This is a genomic window from Ruegeria sp. HKCCD8929, from assembly GCF_013031405.1.
Classification (GTDB): domain Bacteria; phylum Pseudomonadota; class Alphaproteobacteria; order Rhodobacterales; family Rhodobacteraceae; genus Ruegeria.
Window position 1 is genome coordinate 1 of the sequence record NZ_WPZY01000043.1, and the last position, 25247, is coordinate 25247.

23 protein-coding genes are annotated in these 25247 nt (G+C 63.8%); 11 read left to right on the top strand and 12 right to left on the bottom strand.

Features of this window, described 5'->3' with window-relative positions; genetic code table 11:
• Positions 1-378 precede the first annotated feature (378 nt).
• Positions 379-1776 (bottom strand): 30S ribosomal protein S12 methylthiotransferase RimO, encoded by a 1398-nt coding sequence (gene rimO, locus GOX53_RS25870; RefSeq protein ID WP_171181530.1) that lies wholly within the window; start codon positions 1774-1776, stop codon positions 379-381.
• A gap of 115 nt (positions 1777-1891) precedes the next feature.
• On the opposite strand from rimO, the gene GOX53_RS25875 reads away from it, so the two are divergent.
• Positions 1892-3847: an AsmA family protein gene (locus GOX53_RS25875; RefSeq protein ID WP_171181532.1), complete on the top strand. Its 1956-nt coding sequence runs from the start codon at positions 1892-1894 to the stop codon at positions 3845-3847.
• An 85-nt stretch (positions 3848-3932) separates the two neighbouring features.
• Here the strand turns inward: GOX53_RS25875 and GOX53_RS25880 are convergent, their stop codons facing one another.
• From GOX53_RS25880 to GOX53_RS25895, 4 genes are read right to left on the bottom strand one after another with little or no spacing between them, the layout of a single operon-like run.
• Positions 3933-5429, bottom strand: a complete 1497-nt coding sequence (locus GOX53_RS25880) for a phosphomannomutase/phosphoglucomutase (RefSeq protein WP_171181534.1) — start codon at positions 5427-5429, stop codon at positions 3933-3935.
• A gap of 15 nt (positions 5430-5444) precedes the next feature.
• A complete protein-coding gene (gene kdsA / locus GOX53_RS25885) occupies positions 5445-6278 on the bottom strand; it encodes a 3-deoxy-8-phosphooctulonate synthase (protein WP_171181535.1) in 834 nt (277 codons plus the stop codon).
• A 5-nt stretch (positions 6279-6283) separates the two neighbouring features.
• Positions 6284-7912, bottom strand: coding sequence for a capsule biosynthesis protein (locus GOX53_RS25890; protein ID WP_171181537.1), 1629 nt, complete (start codon positions 7910-7912; stop codon positions 6284-6286).
• Positions 7890-8549: an ABC transporter ATP-binding protein gene (locus GOX53_RS25895; protein WP_171181539.1), complete on the bottom strand. Its 660-nt coding sequence runs from the start codon at positions 8547-8549 to the stop codon at positions 7890-7892. Before GOX53_RS25895 ends, GOX53_RS25890 begins: the two co-directional genes overlap by 23 nt.
• Positions 8550-8853: 304 nt before the next feature.
• Here GOX53_RS25895 and GOX53_RS25900 point away from each other — a divergent pair, with 304 nt between their 5' ends.
• Both GOX53_RS25900 and GOX53_RS25905 read left to right on the top strand, forming a co-directional pair.
• Positions 8854-9447, top strand: coding sequence for a uracil-DNA glycosylase family protein (locus GOX53_RS25900; RefSeq protein ID WP_171181541.1), 594 nt, complete (start codon positions 8854-8856; stop codon positions 9445-9447).
• Positions 9440-10228, top strand: a complete 789-nt coding sequence (locus GOX53_RS25905; RefSeq protein ID WP_171181543.1) for an SseB family protein — start codon at positions 9440-9442, stop codon at positions 10226-10228. The genes GOX53_RS25900 and GOX53_RS25905 overlap by 8 nt, the downstream gene beginning before the upstream one ends.
• 168 nt (positions 10229-10396) lie before the next feature.
• On the opposite strand, the gene yghU is transcribed toward GOX53_RS25905, so the two are convergent.
• Positions 10397-11275: a glutathione-dependent disulfide-bond oxidoreductase gene (gene yghU, locus GOX53_RS25910; RefSeq protein WP_171181545.1), complete on the bottom strand. Its 879-nt coding sequence runs from the start codon at positions 11273-11275 to the stop codon at positions 10397-10399.
• Between the two features lie 252 nt (positions 11276-11527).
• Here yghU and GOX53_RS25915 point away from each other — a divergent pair, with 252 nt between their 5' ends.
• Both GOX53_RS25915 and GOX53_RS25920 read left to right on the top strand, forming a co-directional pair.
• Positions 11528-12046 (top strand): YHS domain-containing (seleno)protein, encoded by a 519-nt coding sequence (locus GOX53_RS25915; RefSeq protein ID WP_171181547.1) that lies wholly within the window; start codon positions 11528-11530, stop codon positions 12044-12046.
• A 269-nt stretch (positions 12047-12315) separates the two neighbouring features.
• Positions 12316-13317: a Hint domain-containing protein gene (locus GOX53_RS25920; RefSeq protein ID WP_171181548.1), complete on the top strand. Its 1002-nt coding sequence runs from the start codon at positions 12316-12318 to the stop codon at positions 13315-13317.
• Between the two features lie 83 nt (positions 13318-13400).
• On the opposite strand, the gene GOX53_RS25925 is transcribed toward GOX53_RS25920, so the two are convergent.
• Positions 13401-14045: an NUDIX hydrolase N-terminal domain-containing protein gene (locus GOX53_RS25925; protein WP_217351941.1), complete on the bottom strand. Its 645-nt coding sequence runs from the start codon at positions 14043-14045 to the stop codon at positions 13401-13403.
• A gap of 9 nt (positions 14046-14054) precedes the next feature.
• Complete coding sequence (locus GOX53_RS25930) at positions 14055-14630, bottom strand: GcrA family cell cycle regulator (RefSeq protein WP_171181550.1); 576 nt, start codon at positions 14628-14630, stop codon at positions 14055-14057.
• 127 nt (positions 14631-14757) lie between these two features.
• On the opposite strand from GOX53_RS25930, the gene GOX53_RS25935 reads away from it, so the two are divergent.
• Complete coding sequence (locus tag GOX53_RS25935) at positions 14758-15561, top strand: ABC transporter permease (RefSeq protein WP_171181552.1); 804 nt, start codon at positions 14758-14760, stop codon at positions 15559-15561.
• Between the two features lie 53 nt (positions 15562-15614).
• On the opposite strand, the gene GOX53_RS25940 is transcribed toward GOX53_RS25935, so the two are convergent.
• On the bottom strand, positions 15615-16862 hold the full coding sequence (locus GOX53_RS25940) for an MFS transporter (RefSeq protein WP_171181554.1): 1248 nt from the start codon (positions 16860-16862) through the stop codon (positions 15615-15617).
• A 298-nt stretch (positions 16863-17160) separates the two neighbouring features.
• Here GOX53_RS25940 and GOX53_RS25945 point away from each other — a divergent pair, with 298 nt between their 5' ends.
• Positions 17161-18084, top strand: coding sequence for an NAD(P)-dependent oxidoreductase (locus GOX53_RS25945; protein ID WP_171181556.1), 924 nt, complete (start codon positions 17161-17163; stop codon positions 18082-18084).
• Here the strand turns inward: GOX53_RS25945 and GOX53_RS25950 are convergent.
• Both GOX53_RS25950 and GOX53_RS25955 read right to left on the bottom strand, forming a co-directional pair.
• A complete protein-coding gene (locus GOX53_RS25950) occupies positions 18078-18959 on the bottom strand; it encodes a DMT family transporter (protein WP_171181558.1) in 882 nt (293 codons plus the stop codon). The genes GOX53_RS25945 and GOX53_RS25950 overlap by 7 nt on opposite strands.
• Before the next feature lie 44 nt (positions 18960-19003).
• Positions 19004-19375: a MerR family transcriptional regulator gene (locus GOX53_RS25955; RefSeq protein WP_171181559.1), complete on the bottom strand. Its 372-nt coding sequence runs from the start codon at positions 19373-19375 to the stop codon at positions 19004-19006.
• Between the two features lie 75 nt (positions 19376-19450).
• Between GOX53_RS25955 and GOX53_RS25960 the strand changes: the two genes are divergently transcribed.
• Positions 19451-19708 carry a zinc ribbon domain-containing protein gene (locus tag GOX53_RS25960; protein WP_171181561.1) on the top strand — a complete coding sequence of 86 codons (258 nt, stop codon included), beginning with the start codon at positions 19451-19453 and terminating at the stop codon, positions 19706-19708.
• Positions 19709-19884: 176 nt separating this feature from the next.
• Here the strand turns inward: GOX53_RS25960 and GOX53_RS25965 are convergent, their stop codons facing one another.
• Positions 19885-21114, bottom strand: coding sequence for an MFS transporter (locus GOX53_RS25965; RefSeq protein ID WP_217351942.1), 1230 nt, complete (start codon positions 21112-21114; stop codon positions 19885-19887).
• A 262-nt stretch (positions 21115-21376) separates the two neighbouring features.
• On the opposite strand from GOX53_RS25965, the gene GOX53_RS25970 reads away from it, so the two are divergent.
• The 3 genes from GOX53_RS25970 (at position 21377) to GOX53_RS25980 (ending at position 24388) form a co-directional block, all read left to right on the top strand.
• Positions 21377-22564, top strand: a complete 1188-nt coding sequence (locus tag GOX53_RS25970) for an aspartate aminotransferase family protein (protein ID WP_171181565.1) — start codon at positions 21377-21379, stop codon at positions 22562-22564.
• Positions 22565-22655: 91 nt separating this feature from the next.
• Complete coding sequence (gene argF, locus GOX53_RS25975) at positions 22656-23582, top strand: ornithine carbamoyltransferase (protein ID WP_171181567.1); 927 nt, start codon at positions 22656-22658, stop codon at positions 23580-23582.
• A 236-nt stretch (positions 23583-23818) separates the two neighbouring features.
• Positions 23819-24388 (top strand): hypothetical protein, encoded by a 570-nt coding sequence (locus GOX53_RS25980; RefSeq protein ID WP_171181569.1) that lies wholly within the window; start codon positions 23819-23821, stop codon positions 24386-24388.
• The last annotated feature ends 859 nt before the right edge of the window (positions 24389-25247 follow it).

Sequence of the window (25247 nt, forward strand, 5' to 3'; positions counted from 1 at the left end):
GTCCGCCATCGCACTCGCAGCAACCGTCATCTACTGGTTATGAATCCTGACCCTAGCAATGACGCATTCCGCTACGGGCAACATCACATAAATCAGATAGTGCCAACGGCAAAAAAGCTCGTGCTGCGGAAAGGGATCTTTTTCGTTGTTCTTCGGCTAACTGGTTCTGGTTGTTTATCGTTGTAAGGGAACTTGTTAGCGCGAGGCTTGCGGCAAATAATGTTGTAATAGCTGAAAACAAGTAAATCGCATATTTCTGGAATACTTCATCCGCATTTTCATCGATAGCGAACGCTAAGAGCAAGGCGGCGATCGCTCCACAGAAGCACCCGAACGCAAAATTGGATAGGAACTTAGATTTGAACATTAGGAAAAGGCCTATGCAAAACTTTTAACTGACCCCCACAAATCATACTCCCCGGCCTCATCCACCTCGACCGTCACGATATTCCCCGGCTTCAACCCCTCGAACCCTTCATCAATGAACAGGTTCCCGTCGATCTCGGGCGCATCCGCCTTGGTGCGGCAGGTGGCGGCCTCGTCATCCACTTCGTCCACGATCACCTCGATGGTCTGACCCACCTTGGCGGCCAGCTTGGCCTCGGAGATCGCCTGCGCCTTCTCCATGAATCGCTCCCAGCGCTCCTTCTTGACCTCGGCAGGCACATGATCGGGCAGGTCGTTCGACCGCGCGCCGTCCACGTTTTCGTATTGAAAACACCCCACTCGGTCCAGCTGCGCCTCGTCCATCCAGTCGAGCAGCGTCTGGAACTCGGCCTCGGTCTCGCCCGGGTACCCCACGATGAAGGTCGAGCGCAGGGTGATGTCGGGGCAGACCGCGCGCCACGCCGCGATCTCGTCCAGCGTCTTCGCCGCCGCCGCGGGCCGGGCCATGCGTTTGAGCACATCCGGGTGGGCGTGCTGGAACGGTATATCCAGATAAGGCAGCACGTTGCAGCCCGCATCCGCCATCAGCGGGATCAGATCGCGCACATGCGGGTAGGGGTAGACGTAATGCAGCCGCACCCAGGCATCGAACTGCCCCAGCTCGCGCGCCAGATCGGTGATGTGGCTGCGCGCCTCGCGGTCCTTCCACGGGTTCACATCGTATTTGCGGTCCAGCCCGTAGGCCGAGGTGTCCTGGCTGATGATCAGCAACTCGCACACGCCGTTCTCGACCAGCTTTTCCGCCTCGCGCAGCACCGCATGGGCGGGGCGGCTGGCGAGTTTCCCACGCATGTCGGGGATGATGCAGAACCTGCACTTGTGGTTACAGCCCTCGGAGATCTTGAGATAGCTGTAATGGCGCGGGGTCAGCTTGACGCCGGATGCGGGCAGCAGGTCCACGAACGGGTCCGGGTCGGGCGGCACCGCATCATGCACCGCGTCCAGCACCTGTTCGTATTGATGCGGGCCGGTCACGGCCAGAATGCGCGGATGATGCTCGCGGATATAGTCCGGCTCGGCCCCCAGGCAGCCGGTCACGATGACCTTGCCGTTTTCCACCAGCGCCTCGCCAATGGCCTCAAGCGATTCCGCCTTGGCGCTGTCGAGAAACCCGCAGGTGTTCACGATCACGGCATCGGCGCCGGAATAGTCGGGCGAAATGCCGTACCCTTCGGCCCGCAGCCGGGTCAGGATACGCTCACTGTCCACCAATGCCTTGGGGCAGCCAAGCGACACCATGCCGATGGTCGGCTGGCCCGCGCGGGGGGCATCGGCAATCCGGGCGGCAGGCGCCAGGTCGGGGCGGAGGTCGGGCGGGTTCATGCTCATGGCCGCGCATATAGTGGGGAACACTTCCCCTTGCAAATGTTGCCGGCGCAGGGCTGGGTTGCCATATGAGAAGAAGAACCCGAAACAGGGCCGAAAACAGGGAAGGAGCAGGACAATGCGCTGGCTGATACGAATCGTATTCATTCTGGTGGCGGTGGCGGTGCTGATCGTCGGGGGCCTCCTGCTGCTGCCCGGTGACAAGATCGCGCGGCTGGCCGCCGATCAGGTGCGGGCCCAGACGGGGCGCGAACTGACCTTTGACGGCGATGTGCGCCTGACCTTCTGGCCAGTGCTGGGGGTCGAGACCGGGCCGGTCACGCTGGGCAATGCCGATTGGGCCGGCGACGCGCCGATGCTGAAGGCCAAGGCGCTCTCCATCGGGGTCACCGCCGCCTCGCTCTTCTCCGGCTCTGCCGAGATCCAGCGCATCGTGGCGCAGGACCCGGTGCTGCGGCTGGAATTGTCGCAGGGCCGGGCGAACTGGGATTTCGGCGCGCCGCCACAAGAGCAGGCAGCGGCGCCTGCCTCCCCGGCAGTTGCGCCTGCTGCGGGCAGCGCACCCGCCGCCTCACTGGAGCGGCTGGAGTTCAACAATGCCCGCCTGATTTATGTCGAGGATGGCGAGACCTCACTGGATTTCGGGCCGGTGGACCTGACCGCAAGCTGGCCATCGCCGGATGCGCCGCTGGACGTGAATGCCCGACTGGCCCCGGGGGGCGAGGCGTTGGACGTGACCCTCCGCCTGCCGGATCTGCCGGGTTTTGCCAGCGGTGCCGCGACCGGGATGGAGCTGGACATGAACACCGCCGGGGGCGACATCCGCGTTGACGGGCAAGTGAACATTTCAGGCGAGTTCTCGGGGGCCGCGCGCGTGTCGGCCAAGAACACCTCACGCATGCTGGCCGCGCTTGGCCAGTCCGGCATAACCCTGCCCAAGGGGCTGGGGCAGGCCGCCGATCTCTCGATGCAGGTCACCTACACCAGGGACGGTCGCGTGGCGCTGCGCGATGTGGCCGCACAGCTCGACAGCAACCGGTTCGATGGCGAGGCCGATGTGATCATCGCCGCCACGCCTCAGGTCACGGCGCGGTTTAGCACAGGCGATCTGGATCTGACCGGACTGGGCGGCGGCGACAGTGAGGCGGCCGGTTCTGGTGGCGGCAGCACGCAGTCAGGCTGGTCAAAGGATCGCATCGATGCCTCGGCGCTGGCGCTGGCAAACGGTTCGGTCAGGCTGTCGGCCAATTCGGTGCGGGTGCCGGGGCTGACCCTCGGGCAAAGCCAGATGACGCTCAACCTGGACCGGTCGCGTGCGGTGCTAAAAATGCACCCGGTGTCGCTGTTCTCGGGCGCGCTGACCGGGCAGGTGGTGGCCAACAATCGCAACGGGTTGTCGGTGGGCGGTAACCTGCAGGCCAACGGTATCGAGATGCAGGAGGCGTTGACTGCGCTTGGCGGGATCGAGCGTCTGTTGGGCAAGGCCTCGGGCACGCTGGAGTTTCTGGGCGTGGGCGAGACCGAGGACCAGATCATGCGCTCGCTCTCGGGGCAGGGGCGAATGGAGATGGGGCGCGGGGTGATCTCGGGGATCGATCTGGACAACCTGATGGGCTCGGGCAAGGGCGCGGGCGGAACCACCGTGTTCAATAGCCTGACCGCCAGCTACACGATGGACAAGGGCAACCTGTTCAATACGGACCTGCTGATGCAGCTCGACAATTTCCGCGCCGATGGCGAGGGGCGCATCGGGCTGGGCGCGCGCGATATCGACTATCTGTTCACGCCGGTTGCGCTGCGCGCCAATTCCGGTCAGGGGCTCGAAGTGCCGGTGCGGATCGTGGGTCCTTGGGCGGACCCATCGATCCGGCCTGACCTGAGCAAGGCGCTCGAGGCCGCCGCCGGGGTCAAGAAGGAAGAAGTCGAGAAGCAGGCCAAAGAAAAGCTGCGCCGGAAGCTGAGCGAGGAACTCGACACTAATGTTACCGAGGATCAGGACGTAGAGGAGCTGATCAAGGACAAGCTTGAAGACGAAGCGAAGAAGGGGCTGCTCAAGCTTTTTGGCGGGGACTGAACGGCACACCAGCCGCGTCGGACATCCCCCTCACCCAACCCTCTCCCCCGAGGGGAGAGGGCCAGCGCTGTGAGGCAGGCGTGGCTCAGATGGTCTGATCGTAGTCGCCCACGGCGGGCTCGGTTCGGATCACCGCGTCGATATCGTTGAAGATCGCGCGCATTTCGGCCTCGCTTTCGCTGCTTTCGCAGACCACGACCAGATTGGGCGTGTTCGACGAGGCGCGCACCAGCCCCCAACTGCCATTGTCCAGGATCACCCGGGCGCCGTTGACGGTCACGACCTCCTTGATCGTGCGCCCGGCAATGGTCTCGCCCGCGTCATGCTTGGCAACCAGCTTGTCCACCAGACGGGTCAGGATGTCGTATTTCTCGGTATCGGCAGCAAAGGGCGACATGGTCGGGGTCGACCAGGTCTTGGGCAGCGCCTTGCGCAGGTCCGACATGCTCTGATCCGGGTTACGGTCCATCAGCTTACAGATCTCGACCGCCACCCGCATGCCACAGTCATAGCCGCGCCCGATGGGCTCGGCCAGAAAGTAATGGCCCGATTTCTCGAACCCGGCCAGCGCGCCGGTTTCCTTGACGCGCCGCTTCATGTGGCTGTGGCCGGTCTTCCAGTAGTCCGCCTGCACGCCGTGTTTCTGCAACTCGGGGTCCGACGCGAAAAGCCCGGTCGATTTCACATCCGCCACGAAGGTCGCGCCCGGGTGCAGCCTGGCCAGATCGCGGGCCATGATCACGCCCACCTTGTCGGCGAATATCTCCTCGCCCTCGTCGTCGACCACGCCGCAGCGGTCGCCATCGCCGTCAAAGCCCAACGCCAGATCGGCGCCGGTGGCCTTCGCCGTGGCGGCCATATCGTGCAGCATCTCCATGGCCTCGGGGTTGGGGTTGTAGTTGGGAAAGGTGTAATCCAGCTCAATATGGCTGGGCACCAGTTCCACCCCCATCCGCTCGAAAATCTCGGGCGCAAAGGCCGAAGCGGTGCCGTTGCCGGTGGCGCAGACCACCTTGAGCGGACGGGTCATGCGGAAATCGCCGACCAGGTCGTCGATATAGGCCTCTTTCACGCCGTCCACGAACTCATAAGATCCACCCGGGCGCGCCACGCCCTCGCCGTTCAGCACGATATCGCGCAGCTCGGCCATCTCGTCGGGGCCGTGGGTGAGGGGGCGGTCAAAGCCCATCTTCACCCCGGTCCAGCCGTTGGGGTTGTGCGAGGCCGTCACCATCGCCACCGCAGGCACATCCAGATGAAACTGTGCGAAATAGGCCATTGGGCTGAGCGCCGGGCCGATATCCTTGACCTGAATACCCGCCTGCATCAGGCCCAGGATCAGCGCGTTCTTGATGCTCAGCGAATAGTCGCGATAGTCGTTACCCACCGCGATCACCGGCGCGATCCCGCGCCTGTGCATCTGGGTGCCGAGGCCGAGGCCCAGGGCGGTCATGCCCGGCAGATTGATCTCTTCGGGATATTTCCAGCGCGCGTCATATTCGCGAAAGCCCGTGGGCCTGATCATCGCGTCGCGCAGAAAGCTCCAGGTGTTCGGCGTCACCTCGGCAATGGGTCTGGTCATGGAAAATCTCTTGGCTCAGATCTGGATCGGGTTGGCCTTGGCCAGCGCATCAAATCGCATCAGGGACGCCACCAGGTCCGGCATCTGGTCCAGATAAATCATGTTCGGCCCGTCCGAGGGCGCGTTGTCTGGGTCCTGATGGGTCTCAACGAACACCGCGCCCACGCCCAGCGACACCGCCGCTCGCGCCATCACCGGCGCAAACTCGCGCTGCCCGCCCGACGAGCCGCCCTTGCCGCCGGGCTGCTGCACCGAATGGGTCGCGTCCATCACCACCGGATATCCCGTCTGCGCCATCTGCGGCAGCGACCGCATGTCGGCCACTAGCGTGTTGTAGCCGAACGAAGTTCCCCGCTCGGTCAGCAGGATGTTCTGGTTCCCGGTGCTCTCGATCTTGGTGACGATATTGGGCATTTCCCACGGCGCCAGAAACTGCCCCTTCTTGACGTTGATCACCGCTCCGGTGTTACCAGCAGCCAGCAGCATGTCGGTCTGACGGCACAGGAAGGCCGGGATCTGCAGCACGTCCGCCGCCTCGGCCGCAAGCGCGCATTGCGCCTCGGTATGCACATCCGTCAACACCGGAATACCCATGCTCTTGCGGATATCGTCCAGCACCTGGAGGCCCGCATCGATCCCCATGCCGCGCTTGCCGCCCAGCGAGGTGCGGTTGGCCTTGTCGTATGAGGCCTTGAACACATATTGCGCGCCCGCCGCGTCGCAGGCCTCTTTCATCGTGCCCGCGATCATCTGGGCGTGCTCGGCGCTCTCCAACTGGCAGGGGCCCGCGATGATGGTGAGCGGAAGATCGTTGCCGACCGTCAGATCGGCGATTTTGACATGTTTCATGGCGTTTATGAGGATACCTGTTCACGAAGGATCGACGCGGTAAGCGAGATCATCAGGTAGATACCAGCAAAAAGCAGGAAAGCCAAAATCGTATTTTCGAACTTGCGCGGATAGCTCGGCTCCTGACTGGGGACCGGGTTCACCGAGACGGTCAGATAGCGCACCTGCCGGTTCGCCTCCATCCGCGTTGTTTCCATTTGCTCCAGCGCCGATTGCAGCATCAGATCGCGGGTCAGCACGTCGGCCTGCGCCATCTGAATCCGCACGCTCAGGCTGGCCAGCGAATTTTCGCCTTTCGAGGCATCGACCATCTGCGCATTGAGCGTCGTCAGCAGATCATTCAGGCGCTGGATGTCGCCCCGGGCACCGTCGACCTTGGCCTGGTTCGGGCGGGCATTGTCCAGCAGCGCCGCCAGGGCCAGTTCCTTCTCCTGCAACTGCAGCTCGACCTGATTGATCCGGGCCCGCAGCCCCGCAATCACCCCTTCAGGGTCCAGAATCGCGCCCTGCTGCTGCAGCTCGACCAAAGCCTGCTGCGCGTTGCGCCGCTCCTGCTGCGCCATTTCAAAGCTCTGCCGCGCATCGCGCATCTGATCTTCGCGTTTCTTCTCGGACAGGTCGTTTACCCGGTCCTCGGCGTAGGCGATCAGCTGCTGCGAGAATGCGGTGGCGATGTCTGGATCGGCGGCGGCCACCTCCATCCGGACCACCCCTTCGGTCGGGTCATATCCGATGGTGACGACCCGGCCATAGGTCTTGTAGGCCTCTTCATTGGTGGCATCGGCAACCAGCCGTTGTATCGGGTCGATCCACGACTGCTGGAAATGCGCCTTGAACCCCGCATCCCGGTCCAGAAGCAGCATCGCCTCTTTCGATTCCAGGAAGGACTGGACCGAGATCGAATCTTGACTGGTGGCAAATTGCGTTCCTGCAAACAGCCCGCCGATCCCGCCGCCTCCGCCATCGGCCTGCAGGATCACGAACTCGGACTTGCTGGAATACATCGGTGTGGCGATGCGGTAGAAATATATCCCCACAAGCAGCGTCGGCAGCAGCACAAACGCCGCCAGCCGGGTCAGCAGCATCATCAGCTTGCGGCGACGGCGGCGCGCGATATCGCGCTGGATCTCGCCAATCTCGCGGTCGCGCCGCTGCGCCGGGCTCATGGTCTCGGTCGAGGGCAGGGACCTCTCTCCCGGCACCACGGTCTGCGGCAGCTGTATCCGCATCTGCGGCTCGTCCTTGCCGGTCTCGGACTGTTCCGGCTTCGGCACCACCAGATCCAGCATGTTCGAGCGTTGCAGCGGGTCGATCCCCTTTTGCCGCAGCAGCCGCACGGCGTCGTAATCCGAGGTGGCGGGCAGGTTGTGTTTCTGGGCCAGACGGCGGGCCAGACGCAGCTGGCGCCCGGTCAGCCCTTCACGCTTGATCGCGTCCAGTTCCGAGCCAATGCCGTCCGCGCCACCCTCAGGTGCTGCGGGCTGGACAGGCCCGGCATCACCCGCGCTTTCGGCAGGCGCATCCGGCTGACCCGCGCCGGCCGCTTGTTCCGGTGCCTCCACCTCGGTTTCGGGCGCAACCGCCGCGGCGGTCCGGCGTATCCGGTATTTCTTAGCTTTGGGCCTGGTAGTCATAGAGCTCTTTCGCTTCTTCCAGGGTGTCGAACATGTACAGCTGGCCGTTCATCAGCACGGCGGCCTGCCGGGCAAATTTTTCCAGCACGGTCGGGCTGTGCGACACGATCACGATCGTGGTGGTGCGCAACCGCTCCTGCAGGATCGCGCCCGCCTTCTTGTTGAACTCGACATCGGTGTACGAGGGCATCCCCTCATCGATAAGATACATGTCGAAATCCAGCGCCAGCAGCAGCGCAAAGGTGAACCGCGACCGCATGCCCGAGGAATAGGTGCCCAGCGGTTGATCGAAATATTCGCCCAGATCGCACAGCCAGCGGCAATACGCCTCGACATAATCCGGGTCCATCCCGTAGAGCCGGGCAATGTAGCGCGAGTTCTCCATCGCCGAGACGCGGTTGATCACGCCGCCCATGAAGCCCAGCGGAAAGGAAATGTTGCAGCCGCGCCGAATCACGCCCTCATCCGGTTTTTCCAGCCCGGCCATCATGTTGATCAGCGTCGTCTTGCCGGTCCCGTTGGGGGCCAGAACGCCCAGCGACCGCCCCAGCTCGACCCGGAACGAGACCTGATCCAGGATCACCTTGCGCTGGCTGCCGGTCCAGAAGGACTTGCTGACATTTTCAAACTCGAGCATCTGCTGCGGCCTTGCGGTTTTTTCGTCGGGACCCGGCCCTCCCTTTCTGTCAGAGGGGTTTTGTGCCGGATATCGCGTGATCTTGGCCACATTATGTCGGAATATGAAACAAATGATCAATGCGCGTCAGGCAGGCCGCTCAACCTGCCATAAGGCATCCGTTCCCGCAGGAATCCAGCCGCAAGCGGGCAATCGTCAATAATTGTTTCGAACTCGTTAACGGTTTGTCGGCTTCTGGATCATCACGCGCAACTGCCTATATCTCGGCAATGGCCAGTGCAACCCAGTTTCCGGGCCGGCGCGGATGAGCGCCGCCTCCGTCACCGCCGAGATCAGGGCGTGCCGCCTGTGCGCCGACCGGTTCGCCGCAACCGCTACGGGCCATGAGCCGCGCCCGGTGGTGTGGTTCCGGCCCGGGGCGCGGCTGCTGATCGCGGGGCAGGCGCCAGGCGCGCGGGTGCACGCCTCGGGGCGGCCCTTCACCGACCCGTCCGGCGACCGGCTGCGCGACTGGCTGGGGATCGGCGAGGATATCTTCTACGACCTTTCCCGAGTTGCCGTGGTGCCCATGGCCTTTTGCTTTCCCGGTTATAACGATCGCAACGCCGACCTGCCGCCACCACCGATCTGCCGCCGCACCTGGCACGACCGGGTGATGGCCGAGCTTGGCGATGTGCCGCTGACCGTTCTGGTGGGCGGACATGCGCATAAATATCACCTCGGCGCAAAAACGCCGGTGACCGAGACCGTCAGCGCCTGGCGGGACCATGCGCCGCGGGTCTTTGCCTTGCCACATCCCTCGTGGCGCAATACGGCATGGCTCAAGAAACACCCGTGGTTCGAGGCCGAGTTGCTGCCGGTCCTGCGCGCCCGGGTGCAGGAGGTGCTGAATGACTGAGGAAACGGCGCTCGACGCGGCCCATGCGGCAATGGAGGCGGCCCCTGCGGACGATGCCGCCCGGCTGCGGTTCTACGAGCGGCTGGCCGATTGCGAGCTGTTCCTGATGCTGCGCGAAGAGGCGCAGGGTGAAAACATCTCGCCCGAACTGTTCGAGGTCGGTGATGGTCGCTTCGTGCTGGCCTTTGACCGCGAGGAGCGGCTGGCCCGCTTTGCCGGGCAACCCGCGCCTTATGCGGCGCTGTCCGGTCGGGTGCTGAGCGCCATGCTGGCCGGTCAGGGGATCGGGCTGGGGCTCAATCTCGAGGTGGCGCCCTCGTCGATCCTGATCCCGGCCGAGGCGCTGGGCTGGCTGCAACAGACCCTGGGCCACGCCCCGGATGAGGTGCAGGCCCGGATCAGCGAATTCACCGCACCTGCTGGGTTGCCCGAAGCGCTGATCGCGGCGCTGGACAGCAAGCTCGCCACCGCAGGCGGGCTGGCGCAATCGGCCTATCTAGTGGGCGTGCTCTATGATACCGGTGCGCGCAGCCACATGCTGGGCTTCGTGGACGCTGTCGAGGGCGCGCGCGACGCACTGGCCAAGGCCGCCTCCGAGGCGCTGACCTTCTCGGGCATCGAGGCCGGCGCGATGGATGTGGGCTTTTTCGCCGCCTCCGACCCGGTGTCGGCCAGTCTGGCAGAGGCCGGGCTGCGCTTTGACCTGCCGCAGCCGGAACCGGCCGAGTACGCGCCGATTACGCCGGGCTCGGACCCGGCCAAACCACCGATATTGAAGTAAAACCTCACCGCCGGGCCAAGGCGTTTCGAAACGCCTTGTTTGCGCCGGTGGCATCCGGTTATGCGAGTCGAGGTCTGCGCAGCCTGTGGCACGGAGGCGAAAACGTGGTTTGCAAACCGCGTAACAAGCCGCTTCGAAGCGGCTTGCCCCGGCGAATCCATCGCGACCTTATTCCGCCGCTTGTTCCAGCTTGTCTTGGGTGCTTGTCTCGAAATCGCTGGCGTCGTGCCGTTCCCGAAGCTGGGTGTGCAGCTCACCAAAGGCGCGGTTGACCATGCGGCCCCGGCTCACCGCCGGACGGGCGTCAATGGCCTTGGCCCAACGCAGCACATGTTCGTAGCTGGCGACATCCAGAAACTCCGCCGCATCATAAAGACGGCCCAGCACCAGCTGCCCGTACCAGGGCCAGATCGCCATATCGGCAATCGTGTACTCCTCGCCCGCAATATACGTCCTGTGCGCCAGTTCCCGGTCCAACACGTCCAACTGCCGCTTGGCCTCCATCGCAAAGCGGTTGATCGGATACTCCCACTTCTCCGGCGCATAGGCGTAGAAATGCCCAAACCCGCCGCCCAGATACGGCGCGCTGCCCATCTGCCAGAACGCCCAGTTCATCACCTCGGTGCGCGCCGGGCCACTTTTGGGCAGGAATTCCCCGAACGTCTCGGCCAGATGGAACAGGATCGAGGCGCTTTCGAACACCCGCACCGGCTCATCCCCCGAGCGGTCCCACAACGCGGGGATCTTCGAGTTCGGGTTGGCCGCGACAAAGCCCGATCCGAACTGATCGCCTTCGCCGATATTGATCAGCCAGGCGTCATATTCCGCGCCCGCGTGCCCCAGCGCCAGCAACTCCTCCAGCATCACCGTCACCTTGACGCCATTGGGCGTGGCCAGCGAATACAGCTGCAGCGGATGCTGGCCCACCGGCAGCTCCTTGTCATGGGTGGCCCCGGCGATGGGGCGGTTGATATTGGCGAACTGCCCGCCGCTTTCGCTGTCCCAGGTCCAGACCGCGGGTGGGGTGTAGGTGGATTGATCGCTCATCTCGCGCCTTTCTCAAGTGATTGGGGCCGAACCGCCCGCTGCGGTCCCAGCTAATGTTGCAGCGATCAAAGTCCAACCCCCGACCGCAGGCAAGGGCACTGAAACATTTCCCGTTTCAAGATCACGAATGCTCGTTCCTCGTCACAGCGGCGAGAGCCCCCCTACGCATGCCGCGCGTTTTGCTTATTGTCTGGGTCAGGCCGGGATGGTCCGGCGCAGATGAACCCAGTTGACCCTGAAAGGACGCCAACAATGAGAACCTTCGCCCTGGCCTTTGCCGCAGCAGCAGCCTTTGCCGTTCCCGCCTTTGCCGGCCCGCAATATGTCGATGGCACCGGTTATGCCGCCTCGGGTTACGACGTGGTCGCCTATCGCGGCCTCGAACAGTCGGCGCTTGGTGCCGCGCAGCCCTCGGGCGTGAAAGGCCATGCCAGCATCACCGCCGAATATAACGGCGCCACCTGGGCCTTTGCCACCGAGGAGAACCGCGCCAAGTTCCTGGAAAACCCCGCCTATTACGCGCCGCAATATGACGGCCACTGCGCCTATGGCGTTTCGCGCGGCGGCAAGGTGCCGGGCAACCCGAACCTGTGGCGGATCGTCGACGACAAGCTCTATCTCAACATCACCGATGTGGTGGTAGGCTTCTGGGAGGAAGACATTCCCGGCAACATAAACCTGGCCGAGGGCAACTGGCCGGGGATCGAGCCCGGCGACGCCTCGACCAACGTGATCCCGAAATTCACCTCGGACGCGCCGGTCAGCAACTGATCCCGGTACTGTCTTTTGTGCGAATATGAGTAATAAGTTATCGCCCGGAGGTCTCCTCCGGGCCTTTTTTTTGACGAACACACCGGATTGCGGGTCCGCGAAATGGCATATCAGAAACGCAGGCGCGCGGTGCGCTGCCCTCAGGTTGCGGTAAAAACGGGAACTGTCTGGGGGCGATTTTCTTCGGACGGCATCCTGATGACGACCCGAGGCATCGATATGATACTAATACGAGAATCGCGCATCTCAGATTGTGAGTGAAACCCGCTATGTCGACGATAGTCATCTACGAGATTGACAGCGACCCGCTCAGCAACACCGACGTGCAGGTCCTGAATTCTTTCACGGTCGACGTCGTGGACGATGACGATTTTCTGGAAGATCCCGACGGCAACAATACGCTACAACTCGATGTAAGCGCGATCCCCGGCTTTATCGGGGACTCGACCAACTTTCAGACATTCGAGACCTATAGCGGAGACGTGGGTGGGGCGCCGGTAACCTTTACCCTCATCCAGTTCTCGAACCCTCAGTACATCATTGTTACATCGGGCACCGTCGCCGTCGGGGAAACGATTGCGAACACAAACAACACGATCGTAACAGCTCCGCCCACGGACTACAGCGACATTCCGACCTTCGTCTGCTTTACGGCCGGATCGCGGATTGCCACCCCACAAGGCCAACGCCGCATCGAAACGCTAGTGCCCGGCGATGACGTGACGGTTGGCGATGGGCGCAGCAGGCAGGTGCGGTGGATCGGACGGAGATCGCTGTCACAGGCCGAGCTGCGCCGCAACCGGCATCTGTGCCCGATCCGCATTTGCGCCGATGCCTTTGGACCCGGCAGGCCGCTCCGAGACCTTCTCGTGTCGCCGCAACATCGTCTGGCGGTGTCCGGGTCTCAGCTGGAACTCTGCTTCGGCAACCCCGCCATGCTGGCCCCAGCAAAATCACTTGTGGATGGAGAACAGATTTACCAGGAGGGTGCGGATCGAAATGTCGAATACATACATATTCTCTTCGACCAGCACGAGTTGGTGAATGTCGAAGGGATTTGGTCAGAGTCGTTCTTTCCGGGCGCGTGCTCGATGGATGCCATGTCCGAGGATGTACGGCGCGAGCTCTACGAACTGTTTCCGGATCTCAGGATCGGAGGCCACGCGTTTGGTGCGGTGGCGCTGCCCACTCTCAAACCCTACGAAGCAAAGCTGGTCCGGCAGAACCTGAACGCCTTTGTCCCGCACGCAGGTCAGCAACCTGCCACCTGAGCTCCGTGCAGTAAGGCTGTTCCGACTCTCGAACTTGAAAGGTTGGCCGGCACTATAGGTTATCCAAATGCGGTGCTGGTGGTTCAATCGAACCGGGTGACGACTGTCGCGGCGCGATGGGCGGCAAAGGCCGCGTCGATATCGGCATGCAGCACCCTGCCCAAAGACAGATCAGGCAGCGCATCTTCGGCAAAAAACGCGGCCTCCGAAGTTTCGGATCCGGGACGAGGCAGGTCCGTTCCAACCTCCTCACACAGAAAGAACAGCTTGTAGAAATCCCGCGCATCGGCGGGGTAGGGATGGCGCGCCTTGTGGCGCAGCGCATAAAGATGCCGCGCCCGCACCTGCAGGCCCGCCTCTTCCCAGATCTCCTTTTCGGCATTTTCCGCCGGGGACTTCCCGATATCGGCAAACCCGCCCGGCAGCGCCCACCTTCCATCGGCCCGTTCGCGCACCAGCAGGATGCGGCCGTCCCGGATCACCGCGCCGCGCACATCCAGGCTGGGGGTGGCATAGCCTGCCGCATGATCCGAGATCAGCCCGTCGATCCGGGCCAGCGGCACCCGCCCCAGATCAGCCAGCATCGCGCGGGCCATGGCGGCGATTTCGTCATAGCGTTCGCGGTCGAACGGATCGCTGGTGAAATGCTGGCCGGTTTCGGCCAGCGCCAGCAAGCGTTTGGCGCGGGCAAGCCAGGTATCCTCCAGCGCGGTGGGGTCCTGGCGCATCGCTTGGGCCTAGCGCCGCCGGTCGCGGCGGGCGCTCATCGGCTGAAAGGCAACGCCCACATGCGCCTCGCAATAGGGTTTGCCCTGTTCGACGGGCAGGCCGCAGAACCAGAAATCCTCCGTCGCGGGATCGCCGACGGGCCATTTGCAAGTGCGCTCGGTCAGCTCCAGCAGGGTCAGCTTCTTGGCCTTCTTCTCGACCTCGTTGACCTTGGCCAGCGCCTCGGGGCTGATCTCGTTGGCCGAGGGCTGCGGCGGCAGCGGCTGACCGGCAGGAATGATCTGACGGCGGGCCGGGGTCGCTGGCTTGGCCTCGGCGGCAGGCGCCGGCGCCGGGCGCGCCGGTTCGGTCTTGGGTGCGGGCTTGGGCTTGGCCTCGGACTTGGGCGCGGGCGCCGGTTTTTCCTTGGCTTCGGTCTTGGCCGCGCCACCACCGGTATTGCGGTTCGACAGGCCCAGACGATGCACCTTGCCGATCACCGCGTTGCGGGTCACACCGCCCAGCTCCTTGGCGATCTGGCTGGCCGACTGACCCTCGCCCCACATTTTCTTGAGCAGTTCTACGCGCTCGTCTGTCCAGGACATGGCTTGCCTTTCAAAGCGGGAAAGCGGCCCCTTTCTGGCGGCCGCCTTCGTAATTCGTCTCAGCGCCCTATTCTAAACACTGCGGGGCGAGTTACAAGGCATCTTCGAATCAGCTACGAGGCGACACATGCGGGATCTGATGCAACAGGGCGAGCGCCGCTTTGGCCGCGTGAACTGGCTGGGGCTCTATACGCTGGCCGCGCGCGAGGTGACACGGTTCTGGGTGGTCTGGACCCAGACCCTGCTGGCGCCGCTGGTAACCGCGGGGCTGTTCCTGCTGATCTTCAACATCGCCATCGGCCCCCGGCGCGGAGACGTGATGGGCGTGCCGTTCCTGACCTTCCTGGCGCCGGGCATCCTGATGATGACGGTGATCCAGAACGCCTTTGCCAACACCTCGTCCTCGGTGGTGATCGCCAAGGTGCAGGGCAATATCGTCGACACGCTGATGCCGCCGCTCTCGGCTTTCGAGCAGGTGCTGGGCTATCTGGCAGGCGGCGTGGCGCGGGGTCTGCTGGTGGCGCTGGCCATCGGTGCCGCGCTGGCGCTGGTGCTAGGGATCGTGCCGCAGCATCCATTCTTCGCACTGGCCTTTATCGTGCTGGGCGGCGCCTTCATGGGCGCGCTGGGGCTGGTGGCCGGGGTCTATGCCAACAAGTTCGACCAGATGGCCGCGATCACCAATTTCATCGTCACACCTTTGGCGTTTCTCTCCGGCACCTTCTACTCGGTCGAGGCGCTGCCGCCGGTCCTGAACCGCATCACCCATGCCAACCCGGTCTTCTACCTGATCGACGGGCTGCGCTATGGCGTCATCGGCGTCTCAGATAGCTCACCGTGGCTGGGGCTCGCGGCGTGTAGCGCTGCCACCACCGCCGTCTGCCTGCTGGCCTGGCGCATGTTTGCAACCGGCTATCGGCTCAAGGCCTGAGAGCAGGCGGCAACTGCCGGGCCAAAAGGCGTCTCGAACCGCCTTTTCTCCGATCACGCAACTTCCGGTTCTGCTTGGGCCAGCGCGCCCGGCTGCAACGGCACGCGCGGGCGGCCCAGACGCGGATGCAGCCGGGCCGCAATCGCACAGGCCCCGAACAGCGCCATACCACCGGCTGCAAAGATCCCAGCCACCGGTGCCACCATCAGCACCAGCCACGCCGCCCCCGGCGTCAGGATGCCCGAGACATCGCGGTAGCTGGAATAGATCGCCGACATCTCGGTCCGCTCCGACGGTTTCACCGCCATCAGAAACGGCAACCCGGCGCAGATATCCAGCACGATCAGCCAGACCGACCCCAGCACCAGCGCCGCCACCGCCACGACCGGCCATCCCGACAACCCGCCTGCGGCCACGAAACAGGCCCCGCAGGCGGCAAACCCGATCCGCACCGCCGCGCGCAGCGATCTTCCCTGCACCCAACGCAGGATCAGCGGCGAGGCAAACAGCATCGCGTTCGTCGCCGACAGCAGGATGCCACCCAACTGATCGCCCAACCCCTGCTCGATGGCGAAGATCGGCAGATAGACCACATAGATCCACCACCCGCACGACCGGATCATGGCAAACAGATACCCCGCGATCAGCCGTGGCTGCACAAAGAAGCGCGGCAGGAACGCCAGCGGGTTTTTCGCGGGCCCGCGGGCCCGTGTGATCAGCTTGCCATTGCCCAGCCTGAGCGTCCAGAACACCGCCAGCATCACCACCGCCGCCCCGGCACTGATGACAAAGGGGGCGGGCGCCCAAAGCTCCATCAGCAGCACCCCGGCCATCGGCCCGGCGGTCCAGCCCAACGCGCTGTAGAACATCCGGCTGGTCTCGCACCGGCCCAGTTCGATCCGGTCGATATAATCCAGCACATAGGCGTTGAAACAGATGAAGCAGACCACCGCCGCCACCGTGTTCAGCGTCAGCGCCGCCACCACCGCCTGCGGGCTGCCCTCGATGGCCAGCAGCGCGCCCGCGACGAACATCACACAGCCCCCGGTATAGGCCCAGCGGCGGGGGACGTATCGGATGGCAAAGGGCACCATCAGCCCGGCCACCAGCGACACGATGCCGACGAGGAAATACAGAAACGACACCGTCCCGGCATCGCCCAAGGCCCGGTACATGATCAGCGGAAAGACCGAGATCAGGATGCCGCGCACCACCGCCTCAAGTCCGGCCAGAACGCCGAAATCGCTGACCGAGGGGGCAGGGGCGTGGCGGACCCATTCCGGGATGCGGCGTTCATGCATGACACAATCTCTCTATTGCAAAATCGAATTAATCTGCATCACCGAAGATCAGTATTCGCGTTCGAAATCAGCAAGATGCCGATTGAGAGGCAGAGAATTTCGATTTCTTCTTTAACCAACGTCCTGCCAGACTGCGCCCTTCGCACCGGGTTTCATGGGCAAAAACGACATCGGCGTCGCGACCGGGCCCTCACCCGAAAATTTGATCCGCACCGGATGCTTGCACCCCGCTTGGCGGCAGGTCGCCGGACCTCTAGGCTCGGCACAACGGCCACCCCGAACACCGGAGCCCAGCCCCATGCGCATCCTGATCATCGGCGGCACCGCCCTCGTCGGACCTCACCTGATCCGCGAGCTGTCATCGGACCGCGCGACCCGCATCTGGACCCTGACCCGCGCGGGCCGCCCCTACTTCACCGAGGACGCCCTGACCGGAGACCGGCGGGACGCGGCAACGCTGCGCGACGCCCTCGAAACCGCGCGCCCGGATGTGGTCGTGGACATGATCCCCTTCACGCAGGCCGATGCCCAGGGCCTCGCGCAAGCGGCGCGGACCTACGGCCACCCCGTCCGGCTCGTGGCGCTCTCCAGCATCGACGTCTACGCCGCCTATGGCCGCCTGCACGGCACCGAGGAGGTGCCGCTCCAACCCGTCCCGATCACCGAAACCATGGCACTGCGGCAAAAGCTGGGCTTTGACGGTGCCGCCTATGACAAGCTCGGGATCGAGCGCATCTATCGCGAAGCCTTTACCGATCTGACCCTGCTCAGACTGCCCGCGATCTATGGCTGGCCTGACACCACCCGGGTTCTGCCCTATCTCGACCAGATGCTGGATGGCGCCGAAACGATCACACTGCCCGCCGATCGCGCCGCGTTCCGGTTCTCGCGCGGGCTGCACAAGAATATCGCGCTTGCCGCCGCGCTGACGGTCATGCACCCGGGCGGAGGGCAAAAGATCTACAACGTGGCCGAACCGCGGGCCTTTTCGGAACTGGACTGGATCCGCAAAATCGCTGCCGCCTGCGGCTGGCGCGGGGAGACGATTGTGGAGCCCTCTGCCCACCCGAATACACCGGTTCAGCACCTCGAAGTAGCTTCCGATGCGATCCGCCGCGATCTGGGGTTTCACGAGAAATACGATGTGGATGAGGGCCTTGCCGACACCGTCGCCTTCCACGCCTATCAGCGGCTGGGCAAGCCCTACCGGAAATACTACTGAGCGACCCGCGCCTCACGCCAGGCCAGGAGCAGCGCGCCGCCCAGAATGATGGCCGCGCCCGTCATACTGATCGCATCGGGCACCACGCCGAACCCGGCGAAATCGTAAAGTGCTGCAAAGATCAGCGTGGCATAGCTGAAGGGTGCCACGAAAGACGCATCCGCCCGCGCCATGCCGTTGACGAAACAGGCCTGCGCGCAGGCCATCAGCACCCCGATCCCCGCCAAGGCCGCCCATTGCCCGGGCGTCGGCGCCTGCCAGACCGTCAATACCGCAACTGTGGCAATGGCCAGACCCATGGCGTTGTTGACCAGCAGAATCTGGATCGGTGCCTCGTGGCCCGAGAGTTTCTTGATGAAGATCAGCTCCATCCCCATCACCGCCGCCGCTGTCAGCGCCAGCAGGGCGGCGGGCTGAAAGCTCTCGGGCGTAGGCCGAAGCAGGATCAGCGCCCCGCTCAGCGCGATCCCCGCGGCGCCCCAGCGCCACGGTCCCACACGCTCACCCAAAAGCGGGATCGCTAGCACCATGGCAAAGACCGGGTTCAGAAAGGAAATCGCCGTGGCATCGGCCATCGGGATATAAGCGACCGAGGCGAACATCAGCGTCACCCCGGCCCAGCCGAACGTGGTCCGCCCCGCATGCAGCCCCCAATGCGGACGGCTCAGTCGCGGGCGCATTGTCGCCACCGCCGTACCGATGGCGAGAAAGGCGAACAGAAACCGCCCGTGGCTGATCTGCATCGGATGCAGCGCCGGCCCCAGCACACCCGTGCCCAGCGCCTTGGCCAGCAGCGTGGTGCCCGCGATGAACGCGGTCGCGGCAAAGATCAGCAGCGCGGCCAGCGCCGGGTTCTGGGTCTTGGGCACGAACATGCCCAACCGGTGCGGCAGCCCGGCGGAAATGACAAGGGGAAACGCTACGGTCCCCGCCGAACCGGCGGGGCCGCCAGTGCCGCCTTGGCTTGCCTGAGACTGTCCAGAAACCGCTCGGCGCGCTCAATCCGTGCCTCGACCTCTTCGATCCGCTCCTGCAGGAACGCCTCTCCGTCGAAACTGTCCGGGTCCGCCGCCTCAAGCTGGCCGAGCAGGATTGCCAAGTCGGCAATGCTCATCCCTGCAGCCTGCGCATCGGCGATCTGCTCCAACGCGATCAGCGCCTCTTCGGGATAGTCGCGATAGCTGTTGGTCGCCTCCGCCCCCGGCGCCGAGGCGATCAGCCCCTGCCGCTCGTAAAACCGCAGCGTATCGCGGCTCAGCCCGCTGCGTCTGGCCAGTTCCCCGATCCGCATGATTCAAAACCGTTGACTTAACTCCATGGTTTTGATGCTATGAGGTGTCGTAGGAGCATGCAAGGGGAGAAGACGATGGGACCGAAATGCCAAAGCTGCGGCATGCCGCTGTCGAAGGATCCCGAGGGCGGCGGCAGCGAGGCGGACGGGTCGCGCAGCGCGCAATACTGCTCTCTGTGTTACGAGGATGGCGCCTTTCGCCACCCCGACGCGACGCTGACGGAGTTTCAGGCCCATTGCGTCGATGCGCTGGTGGCCAAGGGGATGCCGCGCATTCTGGCCTGGGCCTTCACGCGCGGCATGGGAAAACTCGGCCGCTGGCGCGCAGCGTGAGACCTACTGCCTTTCGAGAAATCGTTGAGACACGCGCATCGCCAATGTCCCGAGAGCACCGCAGGTGCGGCAGGGTATTGGCGATCCAACTTTTTCTCGAAAGGCTACAGCAGGGGGCGCTGCCCCCGCCGCGCTGCGCGCGGCTCCCCCGGGATATTATTTGAACAGAAGAAGGATCAGAGGTGCAGGCGCCGCCACCCGTAAGCCCAGATCCCAGCCATGCCAATTGCGCCCAGCAGGTAGGGGAGACGCAGGGCGGCCTCGCGGCCCAGTTCGGGTTCGGCAAGCGAGACGACCCAGCCGCCGATCAGCGCACCAAAGGGCATCATGCCCCAGCCGAAAAACCGGTAGAGGCTGTTGACCCGGCCCAGCAGGTCGTCCGGGATCAGCCGTTGGCGGTAAGAGACGGTGACCACGTTCCACAAAAGTGCTGCAAACATCTCGGCGAACAGCGCGGCGGCCACCAGCCAGACCGACTGCGCCACCCAGATCGCCATCATAGCCGCCCCAAGCAGCACCAGCGCCACCATCAGGGCCCGGCGTTGTCCCAGCCGCGCCGCGATACCGGGGCAGAGCAGGCCTCCAACAACGCCGCCTGCCGCGCCAGCGGTCAGCAACAGGCCGTGCCCGGCAGCGCCGAGGCCAAGAATTTCCTGGCTGTAGAGGATCAGCACTGTCACCGTCATCAGCGCCAGCGCGTTCATCAGCCCCAGCATGATGGCGAGTTGCAGCACCGTGCGGTGGCCCCGTAGCCAGGCGATACCCTCACGCGCCTCGACCAGCCACGACCGCCGCGCCGGACGCAGCCGCGGCGCGATCGCCATGCACCACACAAGCCCCGCGGCCGCGGCAAAGGTCACCGCGTCGAGCGCAAACGGCGCGGGCACCGATGTAGCGATCAGCAGACCGGCCAGCGGCGGCCCGACGAACGATCCCATAACCTGCTCGATGCTCCAGATCTGTCCGTTGGCCTGTTCCAGCCGTTCGCCCGGCACCACCGACGGCAACACCGTCTGCGCTGCATTGTCCCGGATCACCTCGGCAGACCCCAGCAGGAAGGCCAGTGCCGAGATCGCGGCGATATAAAGCCCCTCCTGCGCCACTGGAAAACCAGGCGCGCTCAGGATCACTGTGATCACGCCGCAGGTCAGCACCATCCGCACCAGATCCGCCTGCACCATCAACCGCCGCCGGTCCATCCGGTCGGTCCAGACACCCGCCGGGATCGAGAACAGCAGCCACGGCAGCCGCGTGGCAAAGGCCACGCAGGCGATCAGCATCGGGTCGCGGGTGATCAGCGTCGCCAGCCACGGAAAGGCCAGCGCCGAGACCCCGTCGCCGAGATTGGAAATGGCCGAGGCCGAAAACAGCAGGCGGTAATTGCGCAGGGACCACAGACGTGTCATGGCCGCAACCCTTCGGCCCGGTTGCATCTTTGTCAACCAAAGCCCGCCAAAAGGGGTTTTCAAACCACGATTCCCCGGCTATGCACCGCGCCATGATCAAACGCCTGCATATCGCTGCTCTCCGACGCCGACGCTTTACCGCGTAACCGGCCCGTTTGATCCCCGCGCGACCCAAATCCGCGCATCGCTCATAAAATTCGTTGACGAAACAGCCCGCCGTGAGCCACTCACTGGGGCTTAACCAGATGAAAAGGATGATCCGATGATCCCGTCCGTTCTGCCGACCTACAACCGCGCGCCCCTGAGCTTCGTGAAGGGCGAAGGCGCCTGGCTGACCGAGGCGGACGGGCGACGTTTCCTCGATCTGGGCGCAGGCATCGCCGTGAACGCGCTGGGCCATACGCATCCGGCGCTGGTTCAGGCGCTAACCGATCAGGCACAGGCGGTGTGGCATGTCTCGAACCTCTACCAGATCCCGCAGCAACAGGCGCTGGCCGACAAGCTGGTGGACAACACCTTTGCCGACACGGCGTTCTTCACCAATTCCGGCACCGAGGCCTGTGAGCTGGCGGTCAAGATGGCGCGCAAGTATTTCCACGACAAGGGCCAGCCCGAGAAAACTGAGATCATCACCTTCGACGGCTCCTTCCATGGCCGCTCCTCGGCAGGCATCGCCGCCGCCGGATCGGAAAAGATGACCAAGGGCTTCGGCCCGCTGCTGCCCGGCTTCGTGCACCTGACCTTCGGCGATCTCGACGGCGTCTCCAACGCGATCACCAACCAGACTGCCGCCATCCTGATCGAACCGGTGCAGGGCGAGGGCGGCATCCGCCCGGTTCCCGATGCCGAACTCAAGGCGCTCCGCCAGATCTGCGACGACCACCGCCTGCTGCTGATCCTGGACGAAGTGCAATGCGGCGTCGGACGCACCGGCAAGCTCTTCGCCCATGAATGGGCGGGCATCACCCCCGACATCATGATGGTCGCCAAGGGTATCGGCGGCGGCTTCCCCCTTGGCGCCGTGCTCGCCACCGAAGAGGCCGCCTCCGGCATGACCGCAGGCACCCACGGCTCCACCTATGGCGGCAACCCGCTGGGCTGTGCGGTGGGCTGCGCGGTGATGGACCATGTCGCCAACCCCGACTTTCTGGCCGAGGTGAACCGCAAGGCGGGCCTGCTGCGCCAGAAACTCGAAGGGCTGGTCGCTGACCACCCGGAGGTGTTCGAAGCGGTACGCGGCTCCGGCCTCATGCTCGGCATCAAGTGCAAGGCCGCCAATATCGATGTGGTGAACGCGGGCTATGACAACCAGGTCATCACCGTGCCCGCCGCCGACAACGTCATCCGCCTGCTGCCGCCCCTGACCCTGACGGACGAGGACATCGCCGAGGCCATAACTCGCCTCGACGCCTCCGCCGCGCAGGTCGAGAACCACCTCGAAACCGCCTGATCTTCTTCTGTTTGAAAATATCCCGGGGGAGTCGCGGCCTGCCGCGGCGGGGGCAGAGCCCCCAACCCCGCCAGTCAAAAGCGATCACGATATGAACCATTTCCTCGACATCCATAAAACCGAAGCCACCGCGCTGCGGTCCATGATCGATCAGGCCGGTGCGATGAAACAGGCCCGTCTCGGACGTCCAAAAGCCGCCCCCGATGACGACCAGCCGCTGGCCGGTCGCATGGTCGCTCTGATCTTCGAAAAACCCTCGACCCGCACCCGCGTCTCCTTCGATGTCGGCGTGCGCCAGATGGGCGGCCAGACCATGCTGCTCTCGGGCAAGGACATGCAACTGGGCCACGGCGAAACCATCGCCGACACCGCCCGCGTGCTTTCCCGCTACGTCGACTTGATCATGATCCGCACTTTTGACGAGACCATCCTGACCGAGATGGCCGAATATGCCGACGTGCCGGTGATCAACGGCCTGACCGACCGCACCCATCCCTGCCAGATCATGGCCGACGTGCTGACCTTCGAGGAACACCGCGGCCCCATCACGGGCAAGAAAGTGGTCTGGACCGGCGACGGCAACAATGTCTGCGCCTCCTTCCTGCACGCGGCAGGCCAGTTCGGTTTCGACTTCACCTTCACCGGCCCGGCGCAGTTCGATCCGGAAGAGGAATTCATGGGCTTCGCGCGCCAAAAGGGCTCAAAAGTCGTCACCGAGCGCGACGCCTTCAAGGCGGTCGAGGGCGCCGACCTGGTGGTTGCCGACACCTGGGTGTCGATGCATGACGCGCAATCGGCCAAGGAACGCCGCCACAACCTGCTGCGCCCCTATCAGGTCAACGCAGAACTCATGTCCCACGCCAAACCCGACGCGCTCTTCATGCACTGCCTGCCCGCCCATCGCGAGGAGGAGGCCACATCCGAGGTCATGGACGGCCCCAACTCGGTCATCTTCGACGAGGCCGAAAACCGCCTGCACGCGCAAAAGGCCATCATGCGCTGGTGTTTGGGCGTCTGATACCGGCGCTCGCCGACGGCGCGCGCGTGTTCAAGGGGCCGGGAGGATTTGACGATCTGCTCAGACCACACACCTGGCGTTGCCTCCTCCCTTGCACCGAACGGTGGTTTCGATAGAAAGATGCGCTGAGCGGGGTCGGCCGCAGCGCACGGGCGAACCGTCGTTGGCGGCCATGTGACCGCCCCTTGTGAGAGCCCGAACCGGGACGTCCGGCCCAGTCTTCCGGCGGAGAGACGATGACGAAGTTTTTTGTATCACTGCTGGTTGTGATGGCGCTGGTTCTGGTCAGTGGCTGTACGACAAAGCCCACCAGCGACCAGAGCGATATCGACGGGCTGGCGCAGGCAATCCGGGAACTCGGGCCAGAGGTGGACCCGGGCGAGGCCGAACGGGCCGCCCGCATCGCGCATACCTACTCGCTCCAGCTTGCGCAGGACTGGCAGGTCACTGACCCGGCGATCATCCACAATGCCAAGGTCATCAACGGATTTCGCGAGCGGGGGCTTTGCAACGACTGGGCCGAGGCTCTCAACAAGCGCCTGAAGCAGGAGGGGTTCCGCACCCTCTCCATGCACTGGGCGATCTCGCCCCCGACCGATTTCCGGATCATTCACCACACCGCCGTCATCAGCAGACGCGGCGACACGATGTATGACGGGATCATCCTCGACCCCTGGCGTTATGGCGGCGTTCTGTTCTGGTCACACACCCGCGCCGATGACCGCTATAACTGGCGGCCCCGCCTGGAAGTCCGAGAAGAGCTACTGAAGGCCAGCGAGGCGCGCAAGGCCGCCAAAGCCGGCTGACCAAACCCTTCCGAACGCTGGATTTCACGGCACATTCCCACCGGTGGGCCTGCCGGTTCGAGCTCAGCCGCAATCCGTCGATGTTTACAGGTGCGGCGTGAGACAGTATTAACAAAGTGTTAACGACGCATTTTTTATGCATTCAACTACGTTCATTCATGGTGACGGCCAGTCGCTGTAGCGACGACGAAGACGCGACGACCCGTTAACTTGTGAGCTTGGACAGCCGAATGCTAAACTACTCGTTGATTTTAGTGGTCGCCTCGATGGGGATCTTCTTTGGATTTCTGGCGGGCGTTGTTTGTGCCTAGGCGAAAGGACTTGGCAAACGGTGCATGAAACATCGACCTCCGGTACTGCGACGATAAACGCCTACCGGCTGCAAAAAAACAACACGGATTACGACGCCGCCATGTGGGCGGCCTGCGCACTGATGGTCCTCCACAGTGAGAGATCTGACATCTTGCGCGACTATGCCCACATCTGGGCCAGCAAGTTAAAACCGGGCGGTTCCCAGTAGGGGATACGCAACGGTTTCCTTGCCGATTATTCCGGCACAGGCAATGAATTCACAAGGGTTCAGACGCACCGTTTCATCGGTGTCTCCGCCATGGCGTTGGCTGCAGGGCCATTGCATCGAAGTTCACTGAACGCAGCGTCCGCCGCATGGGGGACAAGGCCATTCGCTCGCTGCACTCAGTGGCTCTCGAAACGATAAGGCGCGGCCTAGTTCAAGCCCTTACAAAACAATCATTTCGCGAAAAACGGCTGTGGCGCCGTCCCACATTGAGACTTAGAGTGCAACTTAAAGCCTCCCGCCATTAACCTGAGACATAGCCGGCAGCCTTGAAGTAGTTCC